General features: G+C 59.4%; 16 protein-coding genes. 12 read left to right on the forward strand and 4 right to left on the reverse strand.

All coding sequences use genetic code 11. The annotated features are described in order from the left end of the window. Positions 1-19: 19 nt before the first annotated feature. Entirely contained in the window at positions 20-1,462 is a 1,443-nt protein-coding gene (locus E5K02_RS09305; protein WP_135394271.1) for a T9SS type A sorting domain-containing protein, read from the reverse strand. A 185-nt stretch (positions 1,463-1,647) separates the two neighbouring features. Between E5K02_RS09305 and E5K02_RS09310 the strand changes: the two genes are divergently transcribed. The 8 genes from E5K02_RS09310 (at position 1,648) to E5K02_RS09345 (ending at position 9,045) form a co-directional block, all read left to right on the forward strand. Continuing rightward, positions 1,648-3,126, forward strand: a complete 1,479-nt coding sequence (locus tag E5K02_RS09310) for a sodium:solute symporter (RefSeq protein WP_135394273.1) — start codon at positions 1,648-1,650, stop codon at positions 3,124-3,126. A 116-nt stretch (positions 3,127-3,242) separates the two neighbouring features. After that, positions 3,243-3,719, forward strand: coding sequence for an energy transducer TonB (locus E5K02_RS09315; protein WP_135394275.1), 477 nt, complete (start codon positions 3,243-3,245; stop codon positions 3,717-3,719). 171 nt (positions 3,720-3,890) lie between these two features. Continuing rightward, positions 3,891-5,711 carry an ABC transporter ATP-binding protein gene (locus E5K02_RS09320; protein ID WP_135394277.1) on the forward strand — a complete coding sequence of 607 codons (1,821 nt, stop codon included), beginning with the start codon at positions 3,891-3,893 and terminating at the stop codon, positions 5,709-5,711. A gap of 424 nt (positions 5,712-6,135) precedes the next feature. Next, positions 6,136-6,429, forward strand: a complete 294-nt coding sequence (locus E5K02_RS09325) for a hypothetical protein (protein WP_135394279.1) — start codon at positions 6,136-6,138, stop codon at positions 6,427-6,429. 58 nt (positions 6,430-6,487) lie between these two features. Next, complete coding sequence (locus tag E5K02_RS09330; RefSeq protein WP_135394281.1) at positions 6,488-7,048, forward strand: hypothetical protein; 561 nt, start codon at positions 6,488-6,490, stop codon at positions 7,046-7,048. Between the two features lie 17 nt (positions 7,049-7,065). Then, the gene (locus tag E5K02_RS09335; protein ID WP_135394283.1) at positions 7,066-7,575 is read left to right on the forward strand and encodes a hypothetical protein; all 510 of its coding nucleotides are present in this window, start codon (positions 7,066-7,068) and stop codon (positions 7,573-7,575) included. Positions 7,576-7,583: 8 nt separating this feature from the next. Then, positions 7,584-8,096, forward strand: a complete 513-nt coding sequence (locus E5K02_RS09340) for a hypothetical protein (protein WP_135394285.1) — start codon at positions 7,584-7,586, stop codon at positions 8,094-8,096. Between the two features lie 61 nt (positions 8,097-8,157). Then, positions 8,158-9,045, forward strand: a complete 888-nt coding sequence (locus tag E5K02_RS09345) for a DUF2911 domain-containing protein (RefSeq protein WP_135394287.1) — start codon at positions 8,158-8,160, stop codon at positions 9,043-9,045. A 106-nt stretch (positions 9,046-9,151) separates the two neighbouring features. Here the strand turns inward: E5K02_RS09345 and E5K02_RS09350 are convergent, their stop codons facing one another. The 3 genes from E5K02_RS09350 to E5K02_RS09360 form a co-directional block, all read right to left on the reverse strand. After that, on the reverse strand, positions 9,152-10,861 hold the full coding sequence (locus E5K02_RS09350) for a sodium:solute symporter (protein WP_135394289.1): 1,710 nt from the start codon (positions 10,859-10,861) through the stop codon (positions 9,152-9,154). Between the two features lie 283 nt (positions 10,862-11,144). Then, positions 11,145-11,825: a phosphatase PAP2 family protein gene (locus tag E5K02_RS09355; RefSeq protein ID WP_135394291.1), complete on the reverse strand. Its 681-nt coding sequence runs from the start codon at positions 11,823-11,825 to the stop codon at positions 11,145-11,147. A 313-nt stretch (positions 11,826-12,138) separates the two neighbouring features. Continuing rightward, a complete protein-coding gene (locus E5K02_RS09360; protein ID WP_135394293.1) occupies positions 12,139-14,682 on the reverse strand; it encodes a PIG-L family deacetylase in 2,544 nt (847 codons plus the stop codon). A gap of 262 nt (positions 14,683-14,944) precedes the next feature. Here E5K02_RS09360 and E5K02_RS09365 point away from each other — a divergent pair, with 262 nt between their 5' ends. The 4 genes from E5K02_RS09365 to E5K02_RS09380 all read left to right on the forward strand — a co-directional run bounded on the left by E5K02_RS09365 (position 14,945) and on the right by E5K02_RS09380 (position 19,776). Continuing rightward, complete coding sequence (locus E5K02_RS09365) at positions 14,945-16,603, forward strand: S8 family peptidase (RefSeq protein ID WP_135394295.1); 1,659 nt, start codon at positions 14,945-14,947, stop codon at positions 16,601-16,603. A gap of 176 nt (positions 16,604-16,779) precedes the next feature. After that, positions 16,780-17,748, forward strand: a complete 969-nt coding sequence (locus E5K02_RS09370) for a YitT family protein (protein WP_135394297.1) — start codon at positions 16,780-16,782, stop codon at positions 17,746-17,748. 132 nt (positions 17,749-17,880) lie between these two features. Further along, positions 17,881-18,696 carry an MOSC domain-containing protein gene (locus tag E5K02_RS09375; RefSeq protein ID WP_135394299.1) on the forward strand — a complete coding sequence of 272 codons (816 nt, stop codon included), beginning with the start codon at positions 17,881-17,883 and terminating at the stop codon, positions 18,694-18,696. A 270-nt stretch (positions 18,697-18,966) separates the two neighbouring features. Next, entirely contained in the window at positions 18,967-19,776 is an 810-nt protein-coding gene (locus E5K02_RS09380) for a DUF547 domain-containing protein (protein WP_135394301.1), read from the forward strand. Positions 19,777-19,803 lie beyond the last annotated feature (27 nt).

Genomic DNA, 19,803 nt, shown 5'->3' on the forward strand with positions numbered 1-19,803 from the left:
GGGAGTGTAGACAACCCTGCTATTGCCGCACGATTTTTTTCACGATCAGCCCGGCGGCCGTGTGCAGATGCACGGTGTAGAGGCCCGCTGGCTGCGTGCTTAGGTCGAGCGCAGCAGCAGCCTGTTCGGGGCGCAACGTCAGGCGTTGCACCACCTGGCCCAGGCTGTTCACCACTTCAGTTGGCACCTCGGCGTCGCGTAGGCCTGCTACCTGCAGCGTCACGGGGCCGGTTGTTGGGTTGGGGTACAGCTGGGTGTGGGCGGCTAAGGCCGAGTTGGGCCCAGTCGTTTTTAGGGTGATGTCGCGGAAGTCGCCGTAGGTGTATTTCAGGGCGTTGACGTAGGCTTTGGTGGTTGGGTCGTAGTTCTGCCGCACTTTACCGGTCAGGTCGTTGGCGGCATTGTAGCGCAGCAGGTAGCGGTAGCCTTCCACAACCGACCACGCATTGTTTGTCCAGGATTCGTACGCGTAGTCCACCTCGTTGCCGGAGGCATCGTAGAGGTGGCGGTAGCGCCCGGTGGCAACCCAGGCATTGTTGAGACGCTGCTCGATCTGACCGAGCTGGCTGCCGTTGTCCAGGTAGGTTGCGGAAACCCGCATGCGCAGCTGCCACGCCCCATTCTCCCACAACTCCGATTCCGAGGAAGTCTCGCGCCCTTGGCTGTCACGCACGATGTTGGCCAAACGCTGCTGGTTGACGTAGGCGCCGTTTTGCCACTGCTGATCGACCCGCGCGGAGTACTCTGTAGTCGTGGCACTGGGGTAAGTATACTGGCGGCGCGGGCCCTTCTCGTACGTATTGGTTAGGGGGTCCAGGAATTCCTCGGTTTCCTCCAGCACGGCCCCGGCGGGGGTGTAGGTCACTGTAGCTCGGCCGCCGTAGGTTGTTGCCCAAGCCCCGTTGCGCCACTGCTCGTTGCGGTAGGCAATGTAATGGTTGCGGGCGTCGTACTGAACGGTGGCGCGAAACAGATTTTCCCAGGCCCCATTCTTCCATACTTGCTCCAAGTGGTCGGTCAAAGAATTAGCGCCGTTGAAGGTGTCCTGGCTCCGCGCCTGATTTTGCCAAGCGGTACCGTTCCACTCTTCTTCCAGGCTGCTGGTTTGCTGGCCGGCCGCGTTATAGGCCCAAGTGATACGGGTGCTCGGCTGCTGGGAAGCCGAGTCGGCCTCAACCAGTTGGGTCACTTGCCCCTTCGCGTCATAGGTGTAGGCTACCACCAGACCCGTCTTTGCCCACTGGCTTGTGGGAGCATGCCACTGATAAATCGTGCTTTTGCCGGGCTTGCGCAGGCCTGTGCCGCGCGGGGCATCGGGCAAGGCTAGGCCCCGCTTGGTTAGTTCCTGTCGCAGTACCTGCGGCAGCTCGTAAGGGTGGCGGGCATTTGCCAGCGGAGTTTGCTGGGCCTGCACCGCAGTAGTGCCAAGAGCCAGTAACAGACCGAGTAAATAATGCTTCATGTACTAGAGAATTGTTGCTAGGTAAACCAACTCAAAAGTACTGTTTTTGAGCTTGAATATAAACTAGCTTGCTTAAGCTTACGCCCCACTTTTACCCTCCTTAAATCCAACTGCCAGCCGGCGAATTTCGCTTTGCGGCACAGTCCCGCGCCGGACTGTATCTTTACCGGCCCATTCCGATTCGTATGTCCCCTACCCTGGTTCTGAGCCTGATTGCCGGCTACTTCACCATTCTCATCGTCATTGCCCTGCTCACCTCGCGCAAGGCTACCAGCGCCAGCTTCTTCGTGGCCAACCGCAACGTGCCCTGGTACATGGTGGCCTTCGCCATGATTGGTACCTCGCTGTCGGGGGTGTCCTTTATATCGGTGCCGGGCATGGTACACGCCCAGGCCTGGAGCTACATGGCCGTGGTCATGGGCTACTTGGTGGGCTACCTCGTGATTGGTACCGTGCTGCTGCCGCTGTATTACAAGCTCAATCTGGTGTCGATTTACACTTACCTGGAGCAGCGCTTCGGGTTCTGGAGCTACAAGACCGGGGCGGCTTTGTTTCTGATTTCGCGCGCCATTGGGGCCGCCCTGCGCCTGTACGTGGTAGCCGGGGTGCTGCAAGTGGCCGTCTTCGACGATTTGGGCGTACCCTTCGCCGTGACGGTGGCCGTGAGTATTCTGCTGATCTACCTCTATACCTTCCGCGGGGGCCTGAAAACCATTCTCTGGACCGACACCTTCCAGACCTTGGCCATGCTGACTTCGGTGGGCATTTCGGTGTATTTGATTTCCGATGAGCTGAATCTGGGCTTTCAGCAGGTGATTACCACGGTGCGGGAGTCGGAAATGTCGCGCATCTTCTTCTGGGAGTGGACCGACTCGCGCAAGTTCTGGACTCAGTTCGTCTCGGGCATGTTCATCACCATCGTCATGACCGGCCTCGACCAGGATCTGATGCAGAAAAACCTAAGCTGCCGCTCCCTGGGCGACGCCCAGAAAAACATGTTCTGGTTTGCCCTGATTCTGGTGCCCGTCAACCTGCTGTTTCTGTCCCTGGGCGTGCTGCTCTACCAATATGCCGCCGCCAAGGGCATTACGCTCCCGGTGAATGCGGCCGGCAAAATCATCGGCGACGACGTGTTTCCGCTCCTGGCTACCGAGCATTTCTCCCTGTTTGCGGGCATTGTTTTCATCCTGGGCATCATCGCCGTTACGTATTCCAGCGCCGACTCGGCCCTGACGGCCCTGACCACCTCATTCTGCGTCGATTTTCTGACCATCAGTAAGTACCCCGAAGCCCGGCAGAGCGTGCTGCGCCAGCGTACCCACCTGATGTTTACGGTGGTGCTGGTCGTTATTATCCTCATTTTCCGGATGCTGAACGACCAGAGCCTGATTTCGGCCGTGTTTAAGGCGGCGGGCTATACCTATGGGCCGCTGCTGGGCTTGTTCAGCTTCGGCATCTTCACCCACCGCCAGCTCCACGACAAATACGTGCCCTGGATGTGCGCCTGGCCGCCGGTGTTCTGCTACGTGCTCAATGCCAATTCCAAGGCCTGGCTGGGCGGCTACGAGTTCGGCTTCGAGATTCTGCTGGTCAACGGGTTGCTGACTTTCCTGGGCTTACTGGCAATTTCGCGCCAGCCCGAAGTAGAATTGAACCCTGCGTAGGGTAGGTTGTTTAGGCAGAAGCCGCTGGCTTGGCATTTCCGTACGTACCTTTGCGGAGCTCCGGAAACGGAGCTGCCCGGCCCGGTTTTTCGGTGGCCTTCACGCGCATTGCTTCCATGAAACATCTTTTCTTCCTCTTGCTGGCCCTAGGTTTGGCGGCACGGGCTCAGGCCCAACAGCCGACTTCGGCCCAGCAGCCCGTTGTGCTCAAGCCCGGCCGGATGCAGGTGCAGCGCAATCCGGCGGCCAACCGCCCCGATGTGCCCCCGCAGTTTGTGGGCGGGGCCCAGAAGCTCAGCGAGTTTTTTCAGCAGAATGTAAAGTATCCGGAAGCCGCCCGCGTCAATAAAGTTACGGGCACGGTGCTCACCAGCTTTACCATCGACACCGACGGCCGCGTGAGCGGCCCTAGCGTGGTGAAAAGCCTGAGCCCCGAGTGCGACGCCGAAGCCCTGCGCGTGCTGGGCCTCATGCCGGCCTGGAAGCCCGCTACCCGCAAGGGCCAGCCCGTGGCTATTCAGGTGCAACTGCCCGTGCCGTTTGGCGACACTAGCACGCTGAAGGTGGAGCGGGGCAAAACCAAATTCGAGTAAGGCGTTAAGAAATTAGAAGTGAGAACTCTGAGCTAAGAACTTAGATACTAGCACGTAAAACCCAACCGAAGAAAGCCCTCAGGCTTTGGGGTGATACGCTCTACCCGCACGATCTAAGCATTAGGCGCTCAATCCTGAGTTCTATAGATAGAATACATGGCCAGAAGTGGAATGAATACCAGTGGCACGACCATCGACCCGGACGTGCCCAAAAAGAAGTTAACCAAGGAAAGCTTCCGGCACGGCCTGCGGATTTTCCGCTACGTGCTGCCCTACCGGGCCAAGTTCATTATCGGGTTGGTGCTCTTGACCTTGTCCAGCGCGACGACCATGGGTTTTCCCTGGGTGATTGGCAAGCTCACGGATGCGGCCAATGGCAAGCCCTTCGTGCTACCCAACGGCCTGACGCTCAGCATTACCCAGATTGCCCTGGGTTTGTTTGCTGTCATTCTGCTCCAGGGTACCTTCTCGTTTGGCCGCATCTGGTTTTTCACCCAGGTCAGCGAGTTTACCGTGCGCGACATTCGTCAGGCGCTCTACCGCAAGTTCGTCACCCTGCCCATTCCCTACTTCGAAAAGCACCGCGTGGGCGCTATCACCTCGCGCATCACTTCCGACGTAGCCCAGATTCAGGATTCGTTTTCCCTAACCCTGGCCGAGCTGTTCCGGCAGGTTACCACGCTCATTGTGGGCGTCACGTTCATCATGCTGGTGTCGGTGAAGCTGTCTTTGTTTATGCTGCTCACCTTCCCGCCCATCGTGCTGGTAGCCATGGTGTTTGGCCGCAAAATCCGGGTGCTGGCCAAGGCTACCCAGGAGGAACTGGCCAAAACCAACGTCATCGTGGAAGAAACCCTGCAGGGCATCAACACCGTGAAGGCTTTCACCAATGAGCTGTTTGAAACCAACCGCTACGGGGCTTCCCTGAACCGGACGCTGCAGGCCGCGCTGCGCAGCAACCTGTACCGGGGCGGCTTCGTGTCGTTCGTGATTATCGGCTTGTTCGGCGGCATCATCATGGTGCTGTGGCGGGCCGCCTCCCTGGTGGCGGCCGGCCAGATGACCATCGGCGACCTGACTTCCTTTGCCCTTTACACCATCTTTATCGGTGCCTCCGTGGGCGGCCTGGGTGAATTGTACGGCAAAGTGCAAAGCACCCTGGGCGCCTCCGAGCGGATTCTGGAAATCCTGGACGAGCCCTCCGAGCCTACCCACCGGCCCCGCGTGGCCGGCACCGCCCCGCTGCAGGTCCGCGGCGACATCGACTACCGCAACGTGGCCTTTAGCTACCCCACGCGGCCCGATTTGCCGGTGCTCAAGAACATTGACTTCGACATTCAGGCCGGCGAAAAAATTGCCCTGGTAGGCCCCAGCGGCGCGGGCAAGAGCACCATCGTGCAACTGCTGATGCAATTTTATGAGCTCAGCGGCGGCAAAATCCTCATCGACGGCCGCGACCTGCAGCAGTACGACCTTACCGAGCTGCGCCAGCACATTGGCATTGTGCCCCAGGAAACCTTGCTGTTTGGCGGCTCGATTCGGGAAAACATTGCCTACGGTAAAATCGACGCTACCGACGCGGAAATTACCCTGGCGGCCCGCAAGGCCAACGCCTGGCAGTTTATCGAGTCGTTTCCTGAAGGCCTGGATACGCTGGTCGGGGAGCGGGGCGTGAAGCTTTCGGGCGGGCAGCGGCAGCGCATTGCCATTGCCCGGGCTATTCTGAAGAATCCCGCCATCCTGATTCTGGACGAAGCCACCTCCGCCCTCGACTCGGAAAGCGAGAAGCTGGTGCAAAGTGCCATGGATGAGCTCATGCAGAACCGCACCAGCATCATCATTGCCCACCGCCTGAGCACCATCCGCAAAGCCGACAAAATCCTGGTTATCGACGGGGGCCGCATCGTGGAGCAAGGCACCCACGACGAGCTCAGCCACAGTGAGAACGGGCTGTACGCCAATTTGCTGAAGCTGCAGCTGGAGGTAAGTTAAACCTATAAAAAAGGTAGGATAACAAAAAGGGCGAGGCTTAAGCTTCGCCCTTTTTGTTATGCCGAGCTTATCGTTACCTTATCGGTCTAACCTTAAGCCAATGACCAGCAACGCCGCCCACCGTCTTCGCCGCCCTGTGTCAGCTGTGTTCGATCTGGGCCCCTGGGGTGGATTGCTGCTGGTCGTTTGCTCCCTATTCCTAACCTCGGGGCGGCTGGCGGCACCAGTGCCACCAGTTTATGCGCCTTCCTCTTCCAACGTGTGCACCCGAGGCCTGCATCATGAGCTTCTACTCTCAGTGGATGCCCAGAATCGGATATACCTAGTCACTGACAATGAGCACTTCCAATCTGCTCTTATTGAGCGAGTAAGCAAGCAACACGGTTTGCGCTTCACGACGTCTCAGCTGCAGGAACTTGGCCACATGCCGTTTATAGGATATGCTGTAAATCAGCTCCCTACCTGGCTGACGGCCTCAGCAATTCAGCGCCGCACCTTGCCGATAGGACTGCCTACCACAGCCGACAACGACCAGCTTTCCGAGTATGTAGCCGCGGCCACCGCGCTGTACCAGATTGAGCACGGCAAGCCTCTTAGTTTGGGAATCATGGCCGATGGACGCCTTGCATCAGTTCAGGTCATAAGCCTCATCAAACTGCTGCAAAAGCAGGGCATCAACCGCTACAACCTAGTGACCAACATGGAGCCGGATCTGTAAACCAGCGAGCTAAGTACCTCTATCGGCTTCTCTATTACTCTTAACCACAATATCGGCAGTGTCTACCTCAGGCGCCTTAGCTACCCCCATCCGCGTAGCGCCCACCACCGTTTCCTTCGCCGAGTTCCAGGCCATTCACCAGGAGCAGCAGCGGCGGCGCTACCCCGACGATAAGCGTGAGCCCCGGCCTGCTACCTCCGACCCGTGGAAAGTGAAGGTGCAGCGCTGGGCGGCCATAGTAGCAACCGGCGCCGCCCTCGGCTTCTGGTTTCGGCCGCGCGCCTGGGTGGGCTGGGTGGTTCTGGTCACGGTTTCTAGCGTACTGGGGTTGGCCTACCAGTGGTGGGAATACCGGCAGGCCTACCGGCAAAGACAAGCCAAGCAGCTGCCGACCAGCTTTGTAGTGGAGGCGGCCGGAGTTCAGGTCACGACGCAGGGTGAGGGCAGCCGGTTCTTCCGCTGGGTTGATTTTTACAGTATTCAGCAGGTGCCGGGCTGGGTGTTGCTTTATACTTCCGTCGAGCACTGCTACTACCTGAACCTGGAGAGGGTGCAGCCGCCCGCTACGGCGGCGCAGGTGCTAGAAGTGCTGCCCAAACCGGTAGTGGCGGCGGAATAAGCGTACTTTTGGCTCCCATGCAGCCCCTTGTTTTTGCCGACGTCCGGATTTCTTACCCCGAGTTTCAGAAGATCAACCAGCAGCACGCGCTGAAAACCCGCTGGCTGCGGTTTTTGCTGCTGCCCGCCCTGGTTGGCTTCGTGCTCTGGAATACGCCCACCGAATCGGAAGACGCTACGGCTACCGGCGTACGCGTGGGCGCCACGCTGCTGGTGATGCTGGCCTCCATGGGCTACGCGGTATTCAACTTCAACCGGGCTCTGAAGAAGCAGTACGCCGCCAGCCCGCTGCTGCAGGCCACTGCCACCTATACTCTTACGGAAAACGGAATTCGCGTGGAAAGCCCCATCTGGCGCGGCACCACCGCCTGGGCGGCGCTGCGGGGCTTCCGGCACCTGAACGGCTGGCTTTACCTGGTCAGCAGCTCGGCCGGGGGCTACCTGCTGAATCCCGCCTGCTTGGTAGCACCCGCCACCGAAGCCGACGTGCTGGCGCTGCTGCAACGCCACGGCTTACGCCCCCTCTAACTCTTCGCATGACTCCTTTCGTCTTCCCCAACGTGCGGACCTCCTTCCCGGAGTACGCCCGCACCAGCCTGGTTTTCACCTTTAAGAGCAATCCGCTGCTGTGGGTTATCCTGCTGCCGGCCCTGAGCGGCTTGTTTGCGCTGTACGTGCTGCTCACCGGCCAGCGCACCCTGCCTGACCTGTGGCACGACAATAAGATGAGCCTGCTGATGCTGCTATTCGTGCTGGGCTGGCCCGTGCTGCTCTGGTGGAGTCTGCGCAAGCAGTATAATGCCTCCCCGGCCCTGCACACGGGAGCCCGCTACACGCTTTCAGATGAAGGTGTAGCGGTGCTGCACGCGCTGGGTCACGAGGAATACACCTGGGCCGCCGTGCCCCAGGCCTGGCACATCGGTTCCTGGCTGATTCTGCTGACTTCCCAGAACGTGGGCTACTTTCTGGACCTGCGGCAATTGGCCGAACCGGCTCGGGCTGCCGAGGTGCTGGCCCTGCTCCGCACCCACGGCGTGAAGGTAAAGTAAGTGCGCAGGGTTGAGCTAAATGCGTATTTTTACCCAGTCTAAACCCCACAATCCTTTCTGTATGCTCTCTACTTCCTTGCTGAAGTCTTCTTCCCGCACCTTGGGTGCGACGCTACTCGTGGGTGGCCTGCTGCTGAGCAGCGCTGCTGAAGCCCAAATCACGACGCCCGCGGCCAGCCCCAAAAGTACCGTGACCCAGCGCGTGGGCCTTACCGACGTCACCATCACCTACTCCCGCCCCAGCAGCAAGGGCCGGGCCGTATTCGGCTCCCTCGTGCCGTTTGGCAAACGCTGGCGCACGGGGGCCAACCAGACTACCACCATCAAGTTCTCGGACGACGTGACGCTGGAAGGCAAAAAGGTACCCGCCGGTGAATATGGCCTCTACACCATCCCGAACAAGACCGAGTGGCTGGTCGTGCTCAACAAGAGCACCAAGCAGGGCGCCGACGTCGACGGCTTCAAGGACGACCAGGACGTGGTGCGCTTCTCGGCCAAAACCTACAAGCTCGGGGCCAAGGCCGAAACCTTCACCATCGGCTTTTCGGACCTGACTCCCGCCACGGCCAACGTGGATATGATGTGGGAACTGACCGGGGCTAAGTTTAAGATCAGCACCGACGTAGACCCCAAAGTAATGGCCCAGATCGACGAGAAAGTCGTGAAGAACGCCAATGCTTCGGCCAACGACATGGCTGCCGCCGCCGTGTACTACTACGACAACGACAAAGACCTGAAGCAGGCCCTGACCTGGATTCAGAAAGCCAACGAAAAGGACCCCAAGTTCTGGAACGTCCACACGGAGGCTAAAATCAAGATGAAGCTGAAGGACTACAAAGGCGCCACTGCTTCGGCCGAACAGTCGCGCAAGCTGGCCCTGGAAGCCAAAAATGCCGACTACGTGAAGATGAACGAAGACCTGATTGCGCTGGCCAAAAAAGGCAAGTAGTCAGCCGATCCTTACAAAACGCCCCGGTCAACGTTGTTGGCCGGGGCGTTTTGGTTGGTCGATAACCTAATCCTTGCGGGGCACCCACCTCCTGATTACCTACTTTTTACGCTAGCTGCGCGGTCTTTTTCTGGGGTTCGGGCTGCAGGGTCTGGCTGAGTTGGGCCAGCAGCATAACCAGGGCGCAGCCGATGATATTATACCAGAGGTAAGCAATATCGGTGGTGAAGAACAGCAGGAAGATGAACAGCTGGGTAACAATGGCGGCGCGGAAAACGGCTTTGCTGCCAATGCTTTTCATAAAGAAGGCTACCACAAAGATACCCAGAATGGTGCCGTAGAAAATGGAGCCCAGAATATTAACCGCCTGAATCAGGTTTTCGAGGCGGGCCGCAAACAGGGCAAAACCGATGCCGAGTACGCCCCAGCCAATCGTAGCCCAGCGGGAGGCCTTTACCCAGTGCAAGTCGGTAAGGTGGGGGCGGCTGGGACGGTACAGGTCGATGATGGTGGTGCTGGCCAGGGCGTTGAGGCCGGCCGCCGCCGAACTCATGGCCGCGCTGAGCACGACGGCAATGAGCAGACCAACCAAGCCGTGGGGCATGTAGCGCAGCACGAAGCTGAGAAAAATGTAGTCCGTGTCCTTGGCTTCAATGGTCGGGGCGGCCTGCTTCAGAAAAGCTTTCGTGTCGTCTTTCAGGCCCCGGGTAGCGGCCTCGGTAGTCTGGAGGTAGCTTTGGGCAGCGGCAATCTGCACCTCATTCTGCCCCCGCAAGGCCGTCACGAGCTGGGTCGTGGCCTCTCGCTTGGCGGCAAAGAGTTGCGTTTGGCGCTGCTCCAGAGCCCGTAGCTTGGGAGCATACTCCGCACTTCGGGCAATTTGCTCGCGCACCGGAATATTGAACGTGAGCGGGGGCTGGTTGAACTGGTAAAACACGAACAAGAGCACCCCGATGAGCAGGATACCAAACTGCATGGGCACCTTAACCAACCCGTTAAAAAGCAGACCCAGCCGGCTTTCCGTCACGCTTTCGCCCGAGAGGTAGCGCTGCACCTGGCTTTGGTCGGTGCCGAAGTACGACAGGGCCAGAAACAGGCCGCCCGTCATGCCGGTCCAGAAGTTGTACCGGTCCTTGGGGTCGAAATGGAAGTCAATAAGGTTGAGCTTGCCGTGGTAACCAGCTACTTGCACGGCTTCCGTAAACGTGACCCCGCCCGGCAAATAATGCACCAGCAGGTAGCCCGCCACGGCCATGCCGGTGAAGATAACGGCCACCTGCCACTGCTGGGTAACGGCCACGGCCCGGGTGCCGCCGGCCACGGTATAGCTGATCATCAGCCCGCCGATCAGCCAGACGGTGAGACTCACATTCCAGCCCAGAATAGCCGACAGCACCAGCGCGGGCGCGTAGAGGGAAAGCCCATTGCTCAGGCCCCGCTGCACCAGAAAAAGCACCGAGGCCAGGGTGCGGGTGCGGCGGTCGAAACGGGTTTCCAGGTACTCGTAGGCCGTAAATACCTGCAGGCGGTGGTAGATGGGCACGGCCACGGCGGCAATCAGCACCATGGCCAAAGGCAGACCGAAGTAGAACTGGATAAAGCGCATTCCGTCGTCGTAGGCCTGACCGGGAGTGCTTAGAAAAGTGATGGCCGAGGCCTGGGTAGCAATAATGCTCAGACCGATACCCCACCAATTGGCCTGCCGGTTGCCGAGCAAGTAGGCATCGAGGGTGCGGCTGCCGCGGGTGCGCCAGGTACCGTAGCCCACGATAAAAAGCAGGGTTCCCCCCAGCACCAGCCAGTCGAGCAGACTCATACGAATGCGCGCGTCAAAACAAGGAAGATGACTAACTCGACAGTCAGGGCGGCTAGTACCAAAGCGTACCAGGCTCGCCAGGAAGCTAAGAGCGGCGGTTTATCGATTTCGTGGTCGGCGGGCAAGGAAGCAGGCAATGTGGTGGGCGGATTGGGGCAGCAAGATAGTTTCCTGCCGTTGGATGTGGGTAGGAATTATTAGGATTAGGTAAGCAGCCAGCATAGCCTTCACCAGAAGCCGGAAAACTTAACGGATCTAGCCTTCTACCTGCAAGGTACAGACGCTAATTTCGAGCCAACGCTGCTTGCGGGCCGGCTACGGCGGGCAATTGGGCCAGCTGCCCGGCCAGGAAGGTGAAGAGCATCACGAGCCAGACCGAAAACAGCACGTCGGAGAGATAGTGCATATCGAGCACCAGCCGGCCAATGCCGATGAGCAGCGGAAAAACCAGCAGTGGCAGACGGTGCCGCGGGAAAGCTACGGCCAACGGCACAAACAAGCTGCAGTACACGGCCGTGTGGGTCGAGGGAAACGAACCGGTATGGGGGCCGGGGTGGCCAAAGCCCAGGTCGTGATAGGAGCCGGCAAACAAGGCGGCCGGCCGCAGCCGCAGCAACACGCCCTTTAGCACCCGGGCCGCTACCATGCTCATTTCGTGGGTTAGGAGCAGCACCAGGTACAGGCCGGCGGCCGGGCTTTTCCACCACCAGCGGCTTAGCACATAGGCCAACCCCAGTAACAGGAAAATAGCCGGAATGCCTAGCAAATGGGTTTTACTGGCCTCGTGAAGCTGGTCGGCGGTGCTGGTGAGCGAGGCGAAAAAGGGCTGTAAACGCGCGCAATGCTGGTGGACAAATAAGGCCAGTGCCTGGTCAAAAAAGACAATCAGCAGGGCACAAGCGGGCAGCAATACAAGGGTAAGACGCAGAAACTGACGGGAAGTGAGTAGCGCGGGGTTGGGCATAGGCAGGCAATGGGTGGGAAGCGGGGCCGGTAAAGTTATCCTGTTGAGCCCTGCAACGGCAACTGGGAGCAGTATCGTTCCTTTGGGCGCTTCGCCACCTTTACCATTTGTCTATGTCGTTGCGAGGCACGAAGCCATCCGTCCTCTGGAATGTGCGGAGCCTTCTGAACTGAAAAGCCCTACCGTCTGCTCAGGCGTTAGGGCTTTCTGGGTAAAGGTCACTTGGTCCTTTGCAGCGGACGGATTGACGCCGCTTGATGCGCGGAATGTCGTGCCTCCTCGCAAGGACACGTTGGGAATTAGCACCTTGCCGCTACTTGCCCAACGACACCATGTTGGTGAGCAAACGGTAGGCGCCGGGGACGCCGGCTGGCAACTCGCGGAAGAGGCTCAGACCGGTGTAGATGTAGTGGCCCTTGCCGTAGTCGGCTACCAGAATGGCGCTTTCCTTGGCCGCTTCGCCGGGGTCGTGGCTGCTGATGACGGTTTGGTATTTGGGGTCCCAGGAGCTGGGATAGTACAGGCCCTGCTCCTGCTGCCAGCCTTCGAAATCCTTGCTGGTAATCTTGTTGGGCGTGTTGAGCAAGGGCTGCTTGGGATTGAGCAAAGTCACGGCGGCGTTTTCGACCGTCACCCGGTCAGCGCTCAGCTTCAGCGGGTAGGGCCCAATTTCGGGCAGCACCGTGCCGCGGTTCACCACGTACTGCACCACCACGTTGCCCCCGTTTTCCACGTACTTGAGTAGGTTGGGCTGCAGGTTGCGCAGTTGGGCCACCGTATTGTAGGCCCGCACGCCGAGCACCACCGCGTCGAAGCGGCGCAGGTAGTCGGCGCTGATATCCTCGGGCTTGAGCAGGGTCACGTTGTAGCCAATCTGGCGCAGGGCGTCGGGCACTTCGTCGCCGGCGCCCATCAGGTAGCCGATTTCCTGGCCTTTGCGCTTGAGGTCCAGCTTGACGAGCGGGGCCACGGCTTCGGGGAAGAGGGTCTGGGTCGGGATGTGGTTGTACTGAATCACCTGGTAGCCGCGGGAATATTGCTGGCCGTCGACGGTGGCCACGGCGCGTACTTCCGACTTGCCCTCGGCGGCGCCAGCGCCGGGCTGCACCTGGAAGAAGACGGTTTGCTCGGCGTCTTTGGCGGCCAGATCGAAGCTGGCGGTGGCGGGCGTGGCTTTCCAGCCGGCGGGCAGGGTCAGGGCCAGGGAGCCTTTCACGCCGGCGCGGCCGGCGCGCAGGGTCACGGGAATGGTTTTGGGGGTGTTGTCGGCGAAGACGTAGGCCCGGCCCCCGATGTTGACGGCCACGGGCGGCACCACGGTAAGGGGGCGGTACTTCTCCCCTTCTACCGGGTCGGTGCTTTTGTATTGGACGGGGACGGTGTACTCTATGGACTGGCCACCAATTAAAAATTCAAAGGACACCTCAATGCTCGGATCATTTTCGGGTTGTCCACACTCTTGCTGTTCCTTTACATTGTACATCCCGATTGAACCTCTCGTATTCAACCAATAAGGTTGGGAGGTTACCGAATCAGCAGCACTAAATACAACCTCTCTCTTAAGCAACGATTGACGCCCAAAGGGTAGTTTATCTTCTTTGCCAACTGTAGTTACGGCAAATTCTTGGCCTACGTACGCAACACTAACCAACTCAGCTTTTGGCGTCTGCCCTGACGGTATGAAACGCGAGGTTACCTCAAGTGTAAGCGGCACGTTTTCGCCCACCACTACACTAGGATTATTAGCCACTGCTTCCAAATACAGCCCGAGTGAGGCGCGGATCAACTCATTGACTTGTTTCTCTTTTTGCTGAACCCAGAATTCTTCTTTCGAAAGCGACTCTACATTCAGCTTCATTAGTGAAGCCCGCACCTTCAGCAGCCCTGCCACACTCCCACTCGGGTTGCCCGAATCATACTTGCGAATCGCCTCCTCAACGAGTTTGCCCACGGCTGCGCCACCTTTCACCCGGTTCCAGCTCATATCGATACCCTCAAAAGGGTCTTTGCTGGCTTTGTCGCCTTTCACCTGCTGCAAATATTCCAGGGCCTCGCCGCGGGTAGCAGCCGAGCCGAAGCCCTGGCTTTTGTGCTGGGAGCGGCTGCGGGCGGCAATTTCGCCGTAGCTCTGGCCCAGCAGCGGATTGTAGCCACCGGCGTCGAGCCGGAGGTAGCCGTCCATGTTTTCGCCGGGCTTCACGAAGAAGGAGCCGGTATTCCAGAACAGGCGCTTGGGCTGCCACACCTGCACATACTTGAGCTGTTCGGGGAAGCGCTTGGGGTCGCCAGCGGCGTCGAAGGCTTCGGCGGCCAGGATGGCGGAGGCCGTGTGGTGGCCGTGGCCGGCGCGGGCGTCGGGCGGGAAGCGGGTAATGAGCACGTCGGGCCGGCGCTGCCGAATCACCCACACCATGTCGGCCAGGACCTGCTCCTTGTCCCAGATAGTGAAGGTTTCCTCGGCGGTTTTGCTGAAGCCGAAGTCGTTGGCCCGAGTGAAAAACTGCCGCCCCCCGTCGATGCGGCGGGCCGCGAGCAGCTCCTGGGTGCGGATGACGCCGAGCTGCTCGCGCAGCTCGGGGCCGATGAGGTTCTGGCCCCCGTCGCCGCGGGTGCAGCTCAGGTAGCCGGTTTCCAGCAGGCGCCCGTTGGCCATGTAGGCAATCAGGCGGGTGTTTTCGTCGTCGGGGTGGGCCGCCATATACAGCACCGAGCCCAGCACGTTGAGCTTTTTAAGGCCCAGCAGAATTTCCGAGGAGGTGTAGGTTTTGGGCGCCTGGGCTTGGGCTTCAGTTAAGGATAAGGCAGAGTTGGCAAGCAGAAAAGCTAGAACAGCGGCGCGAAGGCGGGTCAGACGCATGAGCAAGGACACGTGAAAGAAAGGGCAGTAAAGGTAAGCGGGTTTTGAAGTTGGGCTTTATTTGTCATGCCTCGCTGTGCTCAACATGACGCCCTTTTTGCAGAGCGTCTGTAGCGGCATCACCACTAACTACTCTTGCGGGAACATATAGTGGTACGGAAATGGTTTGGAGCTGAAAACCGGCTGACGCGGCAACGGTTCAAGCGAATTGGCGTCAGTAGCCTATCTTTCCCCGCATCTTCTTCCCGACACATCCTGCTGCATGAGCGCATTTCCCCCTTCATTTCTGACTTCCCTGGGTCTGGCACTACTCGTGCCGGCCGCTTCTTTCGCGCAAAGTGCTGCCTCGGCCACTACGCCCCCGGCCGCGGTGCAGCAGTGGACCCACCTCGACCCGCAGAAGGACAAGGTAATGGGCATCAGCACCCAGCGCACCTACGAGGAACTGCTGAAAAACCGGACCGCCTCGCCCGTGCTGGTGGCCGTTATCGACGCGGGCATCGACACCACCCACGAGGATTTGAAGCGGGTGCTGTGGAAAAATCCCAAGGAAATTGTCGGCAACGGCATCGACGACGATAAGAACGGCTACGTGGATGACATCCACGGCTGGAACTTTCTGGGTGGCAAAGACGGCCGCAACGTGGACGTGGACCTCTACGAGGAAACCCGCCTGGTTGCCAAGCTTAAGCCCCTCTACGAAGGCAAAGCCCGGACCTCCGTGCCCGCCGCCAAGCGCGCCGAGTACGACCTCTACCAGAAGGTGAAGAAGGACTACGCCGAGAAGGTGGAGGACGAGAAAAAGCAGCTCGAAGAATACAAGCCCCTGGGAGAAAGCCTCGCTGGCATCAACGAGCAGCTCAAAGCCGTGCTGGGCGTCGAGCGCGTCGATACGGCCGTGCTACGCCGTCCGCCGGTGAAGAACCCCGATGCCCGCCTTATTGGGCTTACTTCCCAGCTCTACGAAAGCCTGAAAGCCTCGGGGCTGCCCGATATGGACGCCGTGGTAAAGCAGATTCAGGAAGCCACTACTGAAACCGAGAAACACCTGAAATACTCGCTCAACCCCGACTTCAAGCCCCGTGCGGTGGTCGGCGACGACGAGGATAACGTAAAGGACCGCAACTACGGCAACCCCGACATTACCGGCCCCGACGCCCTGCACGGCACCCACGTGGCCGGCATCATTGCCGCCGACCGCGACAATAACCTCGGTATTCAGGGCGTGGCCGGCGCTTCGGTGCGCATCATGGGCGTGCGGGCCGTGCCCAACGGCGACGAGCACGACAAGGATGTAGCCAACGCCATTCGCTACGCCGTTGACAACGGCGCCCAGATTATCAACATGAGCTTTGGCAAGTACTACTCGCCCCACCGTGCGGCCGTGGAAGAAGCCATCCGCTACGCCGGCTCCAAGGGCGTGCTGCTGGTGCACGCGGCCGGCAACGAATCCAAGAACGTGGACGTGGTGACCCACTACCCGGCCCCGGTGCCCCTGGCAGGCACCGCCTACCCGAACTTTATTACGGTGGGCGCCTCGGGCAGCACCAACGACGAGCAGCTGACGGCCAATTTCTCCAACTACGGCAAGAAAGTCGACGTATTCGCCCCCGGCGTAGGCATTTATTCGACCATGCCGGGCAGCAAATACGGCAACGAAAGTGGCACCAGCATGGCCGCGCCCACCGTGGCCGGCGTAGCGGCAGTGCTCAAGTCGTACTTCCCCCAGCTCACGGCCACCGACTTGAAGCGCATCATTATGCAGTCGGCCCAGCCGGTGCATACCAAAGTACCCGTGCCCGGCGACAAGAAAACCGTGGACTTCACCCAGCTCTCGAGCACCGGTGGGGTAATCAACCTCTACAAAGCGGTACAACTGGCCGCTCAGCAAGCGCCGAAAGGCAGCAGCTCAGGCCAGTAAGCTGTTTTAGAAGCTTGTCCTACAAAAAAGCAACGGCCCCGGTCGTTGCTTTTTTGTATGCCCTTCGTACTACCCAAACCGGTGCCCATACTGGTTCTGTCAGGCTAGCTGAAAACTTATTGGCGCCAACGTCTGGCCTGTTGCGGCGTACTCAACAGTAAAGAAGCCTTAAGCACATGCTCATTCCCCAGCTCATCATGCTCGACAAGCTCCGCAAGCAGCCGCGCTCCACCCCGCCGCGCCGCCGGCGCCGGCCGCCCCGGGCTCTGGCCGCGCTGCGCAACCGGCGCCTGTGGCGGCGGCAGCTCACCAACGTGGCGTTTCTGATTGCCGGCATCTTCTCGGCGGCTTTGGGCCTGAAAGGGTTTCTGCTGCCCAACGGCTTCATCGACGGGGGCGTTACGGGCATTTCCCTGCTGATAGCCCGGGTTTTTGGTCTGCCCCTGCCCCTGCTCATCGTACTCATCAATATTCCCTTCGTGGTGCTGGGCTATTTCCAGATAGACCGGCTCTTTGCCTTCAAAACCCTGCTCACGATTCTGGGCTTAGCTGGGGTGCTGGTCGTCGTTTCCTTTCCCATCCTAACCCAGGACAAGCTGCTGATTTCCGTCTTTGGGGGCTTTTTCCTGGGCGCCGGCATCGGGCTGGCCATGCGGGGCGGCGGGGTGCTCGACGGCACGGAAATCCTGGCCGTGTACCTGAGCAAGAAAACCAGCCTGACTATCGGCGACATCATCCTGGGCCTCAACATCCTGATTTTTGTGGTGGCCGCCGTGGTACTGTCCTTCGAAACGGCCCTTTATTCGATTCTGGCCTACCTGGCAGCTTCCAAAACCATCGACTTCATTATCGACGGCATCGAGGAATACACCGGCGTCACCATCGTATCGGGCCGCAGCGACGCTATTCGCCGCATGATTACCGAAAAGCTCGGCCGGGGCGCTACCGTTTACAGCGGCAAGCGTGGCTACGGCGTGCGCGGTGAGCTGCCCCAGGCCGTCGACATTGTCTTCACCGTTATTACCCGCCTGGAGCTGGGCCGCCTCACCGATGAAGTCGAGAAAATTGACCGCAGTGCGTTTCTGGTTATGCACAGCGTGAAAGAAACCAAAGGCGGCGTCATTAAAAAACGCCCTTTGCACTAGCAGGTTGCGGAAATGCCGGGAAGTTTGGCAGGTTCGTTTCCTTTCCCGGCGGCCTCGTCCACACCCTTACTAACCGGCAAGGAATTCCTAACCCAGCCTTCACCCCACCGCTGGGCTGCTTACCTTTGGGGCATGTCTGCCTCCCTTGTTCTTTCCGACCTGTACCTATACCCCGTTAAGTCATTAGGGGGAATTCGCGTTACCGAAGCCGTAGTAGAAGCCCGTGGTTTGCGCCACGACCGCCGCTGGCTGATTGTGGATGAGCGCAACCAGTTCATGACCCAGCGCCAGACGGCCGACATGGCCCTGCTCAAAGTACAACCTGCCTACAATGGCTTTCTGCTGGTTCACTCGGCCCGCCCCGACTTGCTGCCGCTCTACATTCCTTTTGAAGCGACGCCCGAGCGCACCTTGTTTGTGACCATCTGGGATGATATGGTATTCGCCTGGCGGGGCGCTCCGGAGGCCGACGCTTGGCTAACCGAGGCCCTGGGCCGGGTCTGCAAGCTGGTGTACATGTCGGACATGGTGATGCGGGGCACCGACGGGGGTGAGGTGGCCGGCCACGTAAGCTTCGCCGATGCGTATCCCTTTCTCGTGATTGGGGAGGCGTCGCTGGCCGAGCTGAACTCCCGCCTGGCCCAGCCCGTGCCCATGGACCGGTTTCGGCCCAACCTGGTATTTACCGGGGGAGCGCCCTACGCGGAAGACACCTGGCGGGAATTCCAGATCGGCGAGCTGCCCTTTCGGGGCGTGCGGCCCTGCGGCCGCTGCGTCGTCACGACCATCAATCAGGAAACCGCCCAAAAATCGGCCGAACCCCTGCGGACTATGGCTCCCTACCGCACCCAGGGCAACAAGGTGATGTTTGGCTTGAACACTACTGGGCCCGGCCGGGGCTTGCTGCGCGTGGGCGACGTGCTGACGGTGCAGAAAAGCGCAGAATAGCACCTCTCCTGGTAGCTTCGAAAGCCAATTCGGGCCTTTCAACGGGCTACCGACCCAGATCAGCCAATTCATGGGATATCATAAAGTTATGGCCTTAGTTTGTCGCCTGCCAAAATCATAGTAGCTTTGAAAAGCAATTAAAACCACAAATAATTCTACTAATTTATCTGGCCTCTTTTTTGTGCCATCATAGTAGAGCTAGTTGTGCTAAAGGTGGTTTGCCGGGCTACCTTTTGCTGTTCCGCCCTCCCTCCGACACCTATTCTGCAAATGAAAAATTCCTCTGCGTTTACCTGGCTAGTGGCACTGCTAACGTGGTTTGCCAGTAGCTTACCCACTGCTGAGCTGCAGGCAGAGGATACCCCGCCCACGCATTTCTTGCACACAAGCTGGACCGACCTGCTGCGGAAGCACGTCACCCGGGAAGGCTACGTCGATTACGAAAGCTTTCTGGACGACGAAGACCAGCTCGATGGCTACTTGCAGAGCCTGCGCAAAACCGCTCCCGACGCGACCTGGTCGAAAGCGGAAACCGAAGCCTACTGGCTGAATGTGTACAATGCGGCCACCATCTACACGGTGCTGCAGTACTACCCGGTAGCCAGCATTAATGAAATTCGGGTCAAGGTGCTCAAAGGCTACCAGACGGTATGGGAAGCCGACGCCGTGAACGTGGGGGGCAAGATGTACTCGCTCAACGCCATTGAAAAGCAAATTTTGCGGGCCCAGTTTCAGGACCCCCGCGTACATTTCGCCCTGGTTCCAGCGGCCTCTTCCTCCCCACCCTTGCTTAACGAAGCCTACGACGGAGCCCGCCTCAATCAGCAGCTCGACGCGCAGGCGCGCTTGTTCCTGGCCCGCCCCGCCCTGAACCAGATTTCGCCCACCCAGGTGCGGCTTTCCAGCCTGTTCGACTGGTACGCCGCCGAGTTTGGCGAAGGCCCCAAGCTTATTGCCTTCCTGAACCGCTACGCCGCCAACAAGATCGAGCCCACGGCCACTGTCGAGTTTCTGCCCTTCGACTGGTCCTTGAACAACCGCAAGCATACGCCCGATACCCAGGCCCTGCAGCGCCGCTAGCGGCCGGGCTTACTTTTCAGGTATTCT

Source organism: Hymenobacter metallicola, assembly GCF_004745645.1.
GTDB lineage: Bacteria > Bacteroidota > Bacteroidia > Cytophagales > Hymenobacteraceae > Hymenobacter > Hymenobacter metallicola.

Bases quoted from the DNA above. Each gene is read 5' to 3' on its own strand.
- E5K02_RS09305 (WP_135394271.1), bottom strand. From the start codon at position 1,462: ATGAAGCATTATTTACTCGGTCTGTTACTGGCTCTTGGCACTACTGCG.
- E5K02_RS09310 (WP_135394273.1), top strand. From the start codon at position 1,648: ATGTCCCCTACCCTGGTTCTGAGCCTGATTGCCGGCTACTTCACCATT.
- E5K02_RS09315 (WP_135394275.1), top strand. From the start codon at position 3,243: ATGAAACATCTTTTCTTCCTCTTGCTGGCCCTAGGTTTGGCGGCACGG.
- E5K02_RS09320 (WP_135394277.1), top strand. From the start codon at position 3,891: ATGAATACCAGTGGCACGACCATCGACCCGGACGTGCCCAAAAAGAAG.
- E5K02_RS09325 (WP_135394279.1), top strand. From the start codon at position 6,136: ATGCCGTTTATAGGATATGCTGTAAATCAGCTCCCTACCTGGCTGACG.
- E5K02_RS09335 (WP_135394283.1), top strand. From the start codon at position 7,066: ATGCAGCCCCTTGTTTTTGCCGACGTCCGGATTTCTTACCCCGAGTTT.
- E5K02_RS09340 (WP_135394285.1), top strand. From the start codon at position 7,584: ATGACTCCTTTCGTCTTCCCCAACGTGCGGACCTCCTTCCCGGAGTAC.
- E5K02_RS09345 (WP_135394287.1), top strand. From the start codon at position 8,158: ATGCTCTCTACTTCCTTGCTGAAGTCTTCTTCCCGCACCTTGGGTGCG.
- E5K02_RS09350 (WP_135394289.1), bottom strand. From the start codon at position 10,861: ATGAGTCTGCTCGACTGGCTGGTGCTGGGGGGAACCCTGCTTTTTATC.
- E5K02_RS09355 (WP_135394291.1), bottom strand. From the start codon at position 11,825: ATGCCCAACCCCGCGCTACTCACTTCCCGTCAGTTTCTGCGTCTTACC.
- E5K02_RS09360 (WP_135394293.1), bottom strand. From the start codon at position 14,682: ATGCGTCTGACCCGCCTTCGCGCCGCTGTTCTAGCTTTTCTGCTTGCC.
- E5K02_RS09365 (WP_135394295.1), top strand. From the start codon at position 14,945: ATGAGCGCATTTCCCCCTTCATTTCTGACTTCCCTGGGTCTGGCACTA.
- E5K02_RS09370 (WP_135394297.1), top strand. From the start codon at position 16,780: ATGCTCATTCCCCAGCTCATCATGCTCGACAAGCTCCGCAAGCAGCCG.
- E5K02_RS09375 (WP_135394299.1), top strand. From the start codon at position 17,881: ATGTCTGCCTCCCTTGTTCTTTCCGACCTGTACCTATACCCCGTTAAG.
- E5K02_RS09380 (WP_135394301.1), top strand. From the start codon at position 18,967: ATGAAAAATTCCTCTGCGTTTACCTGGCTAGTGGCACTGCTAACGTGG.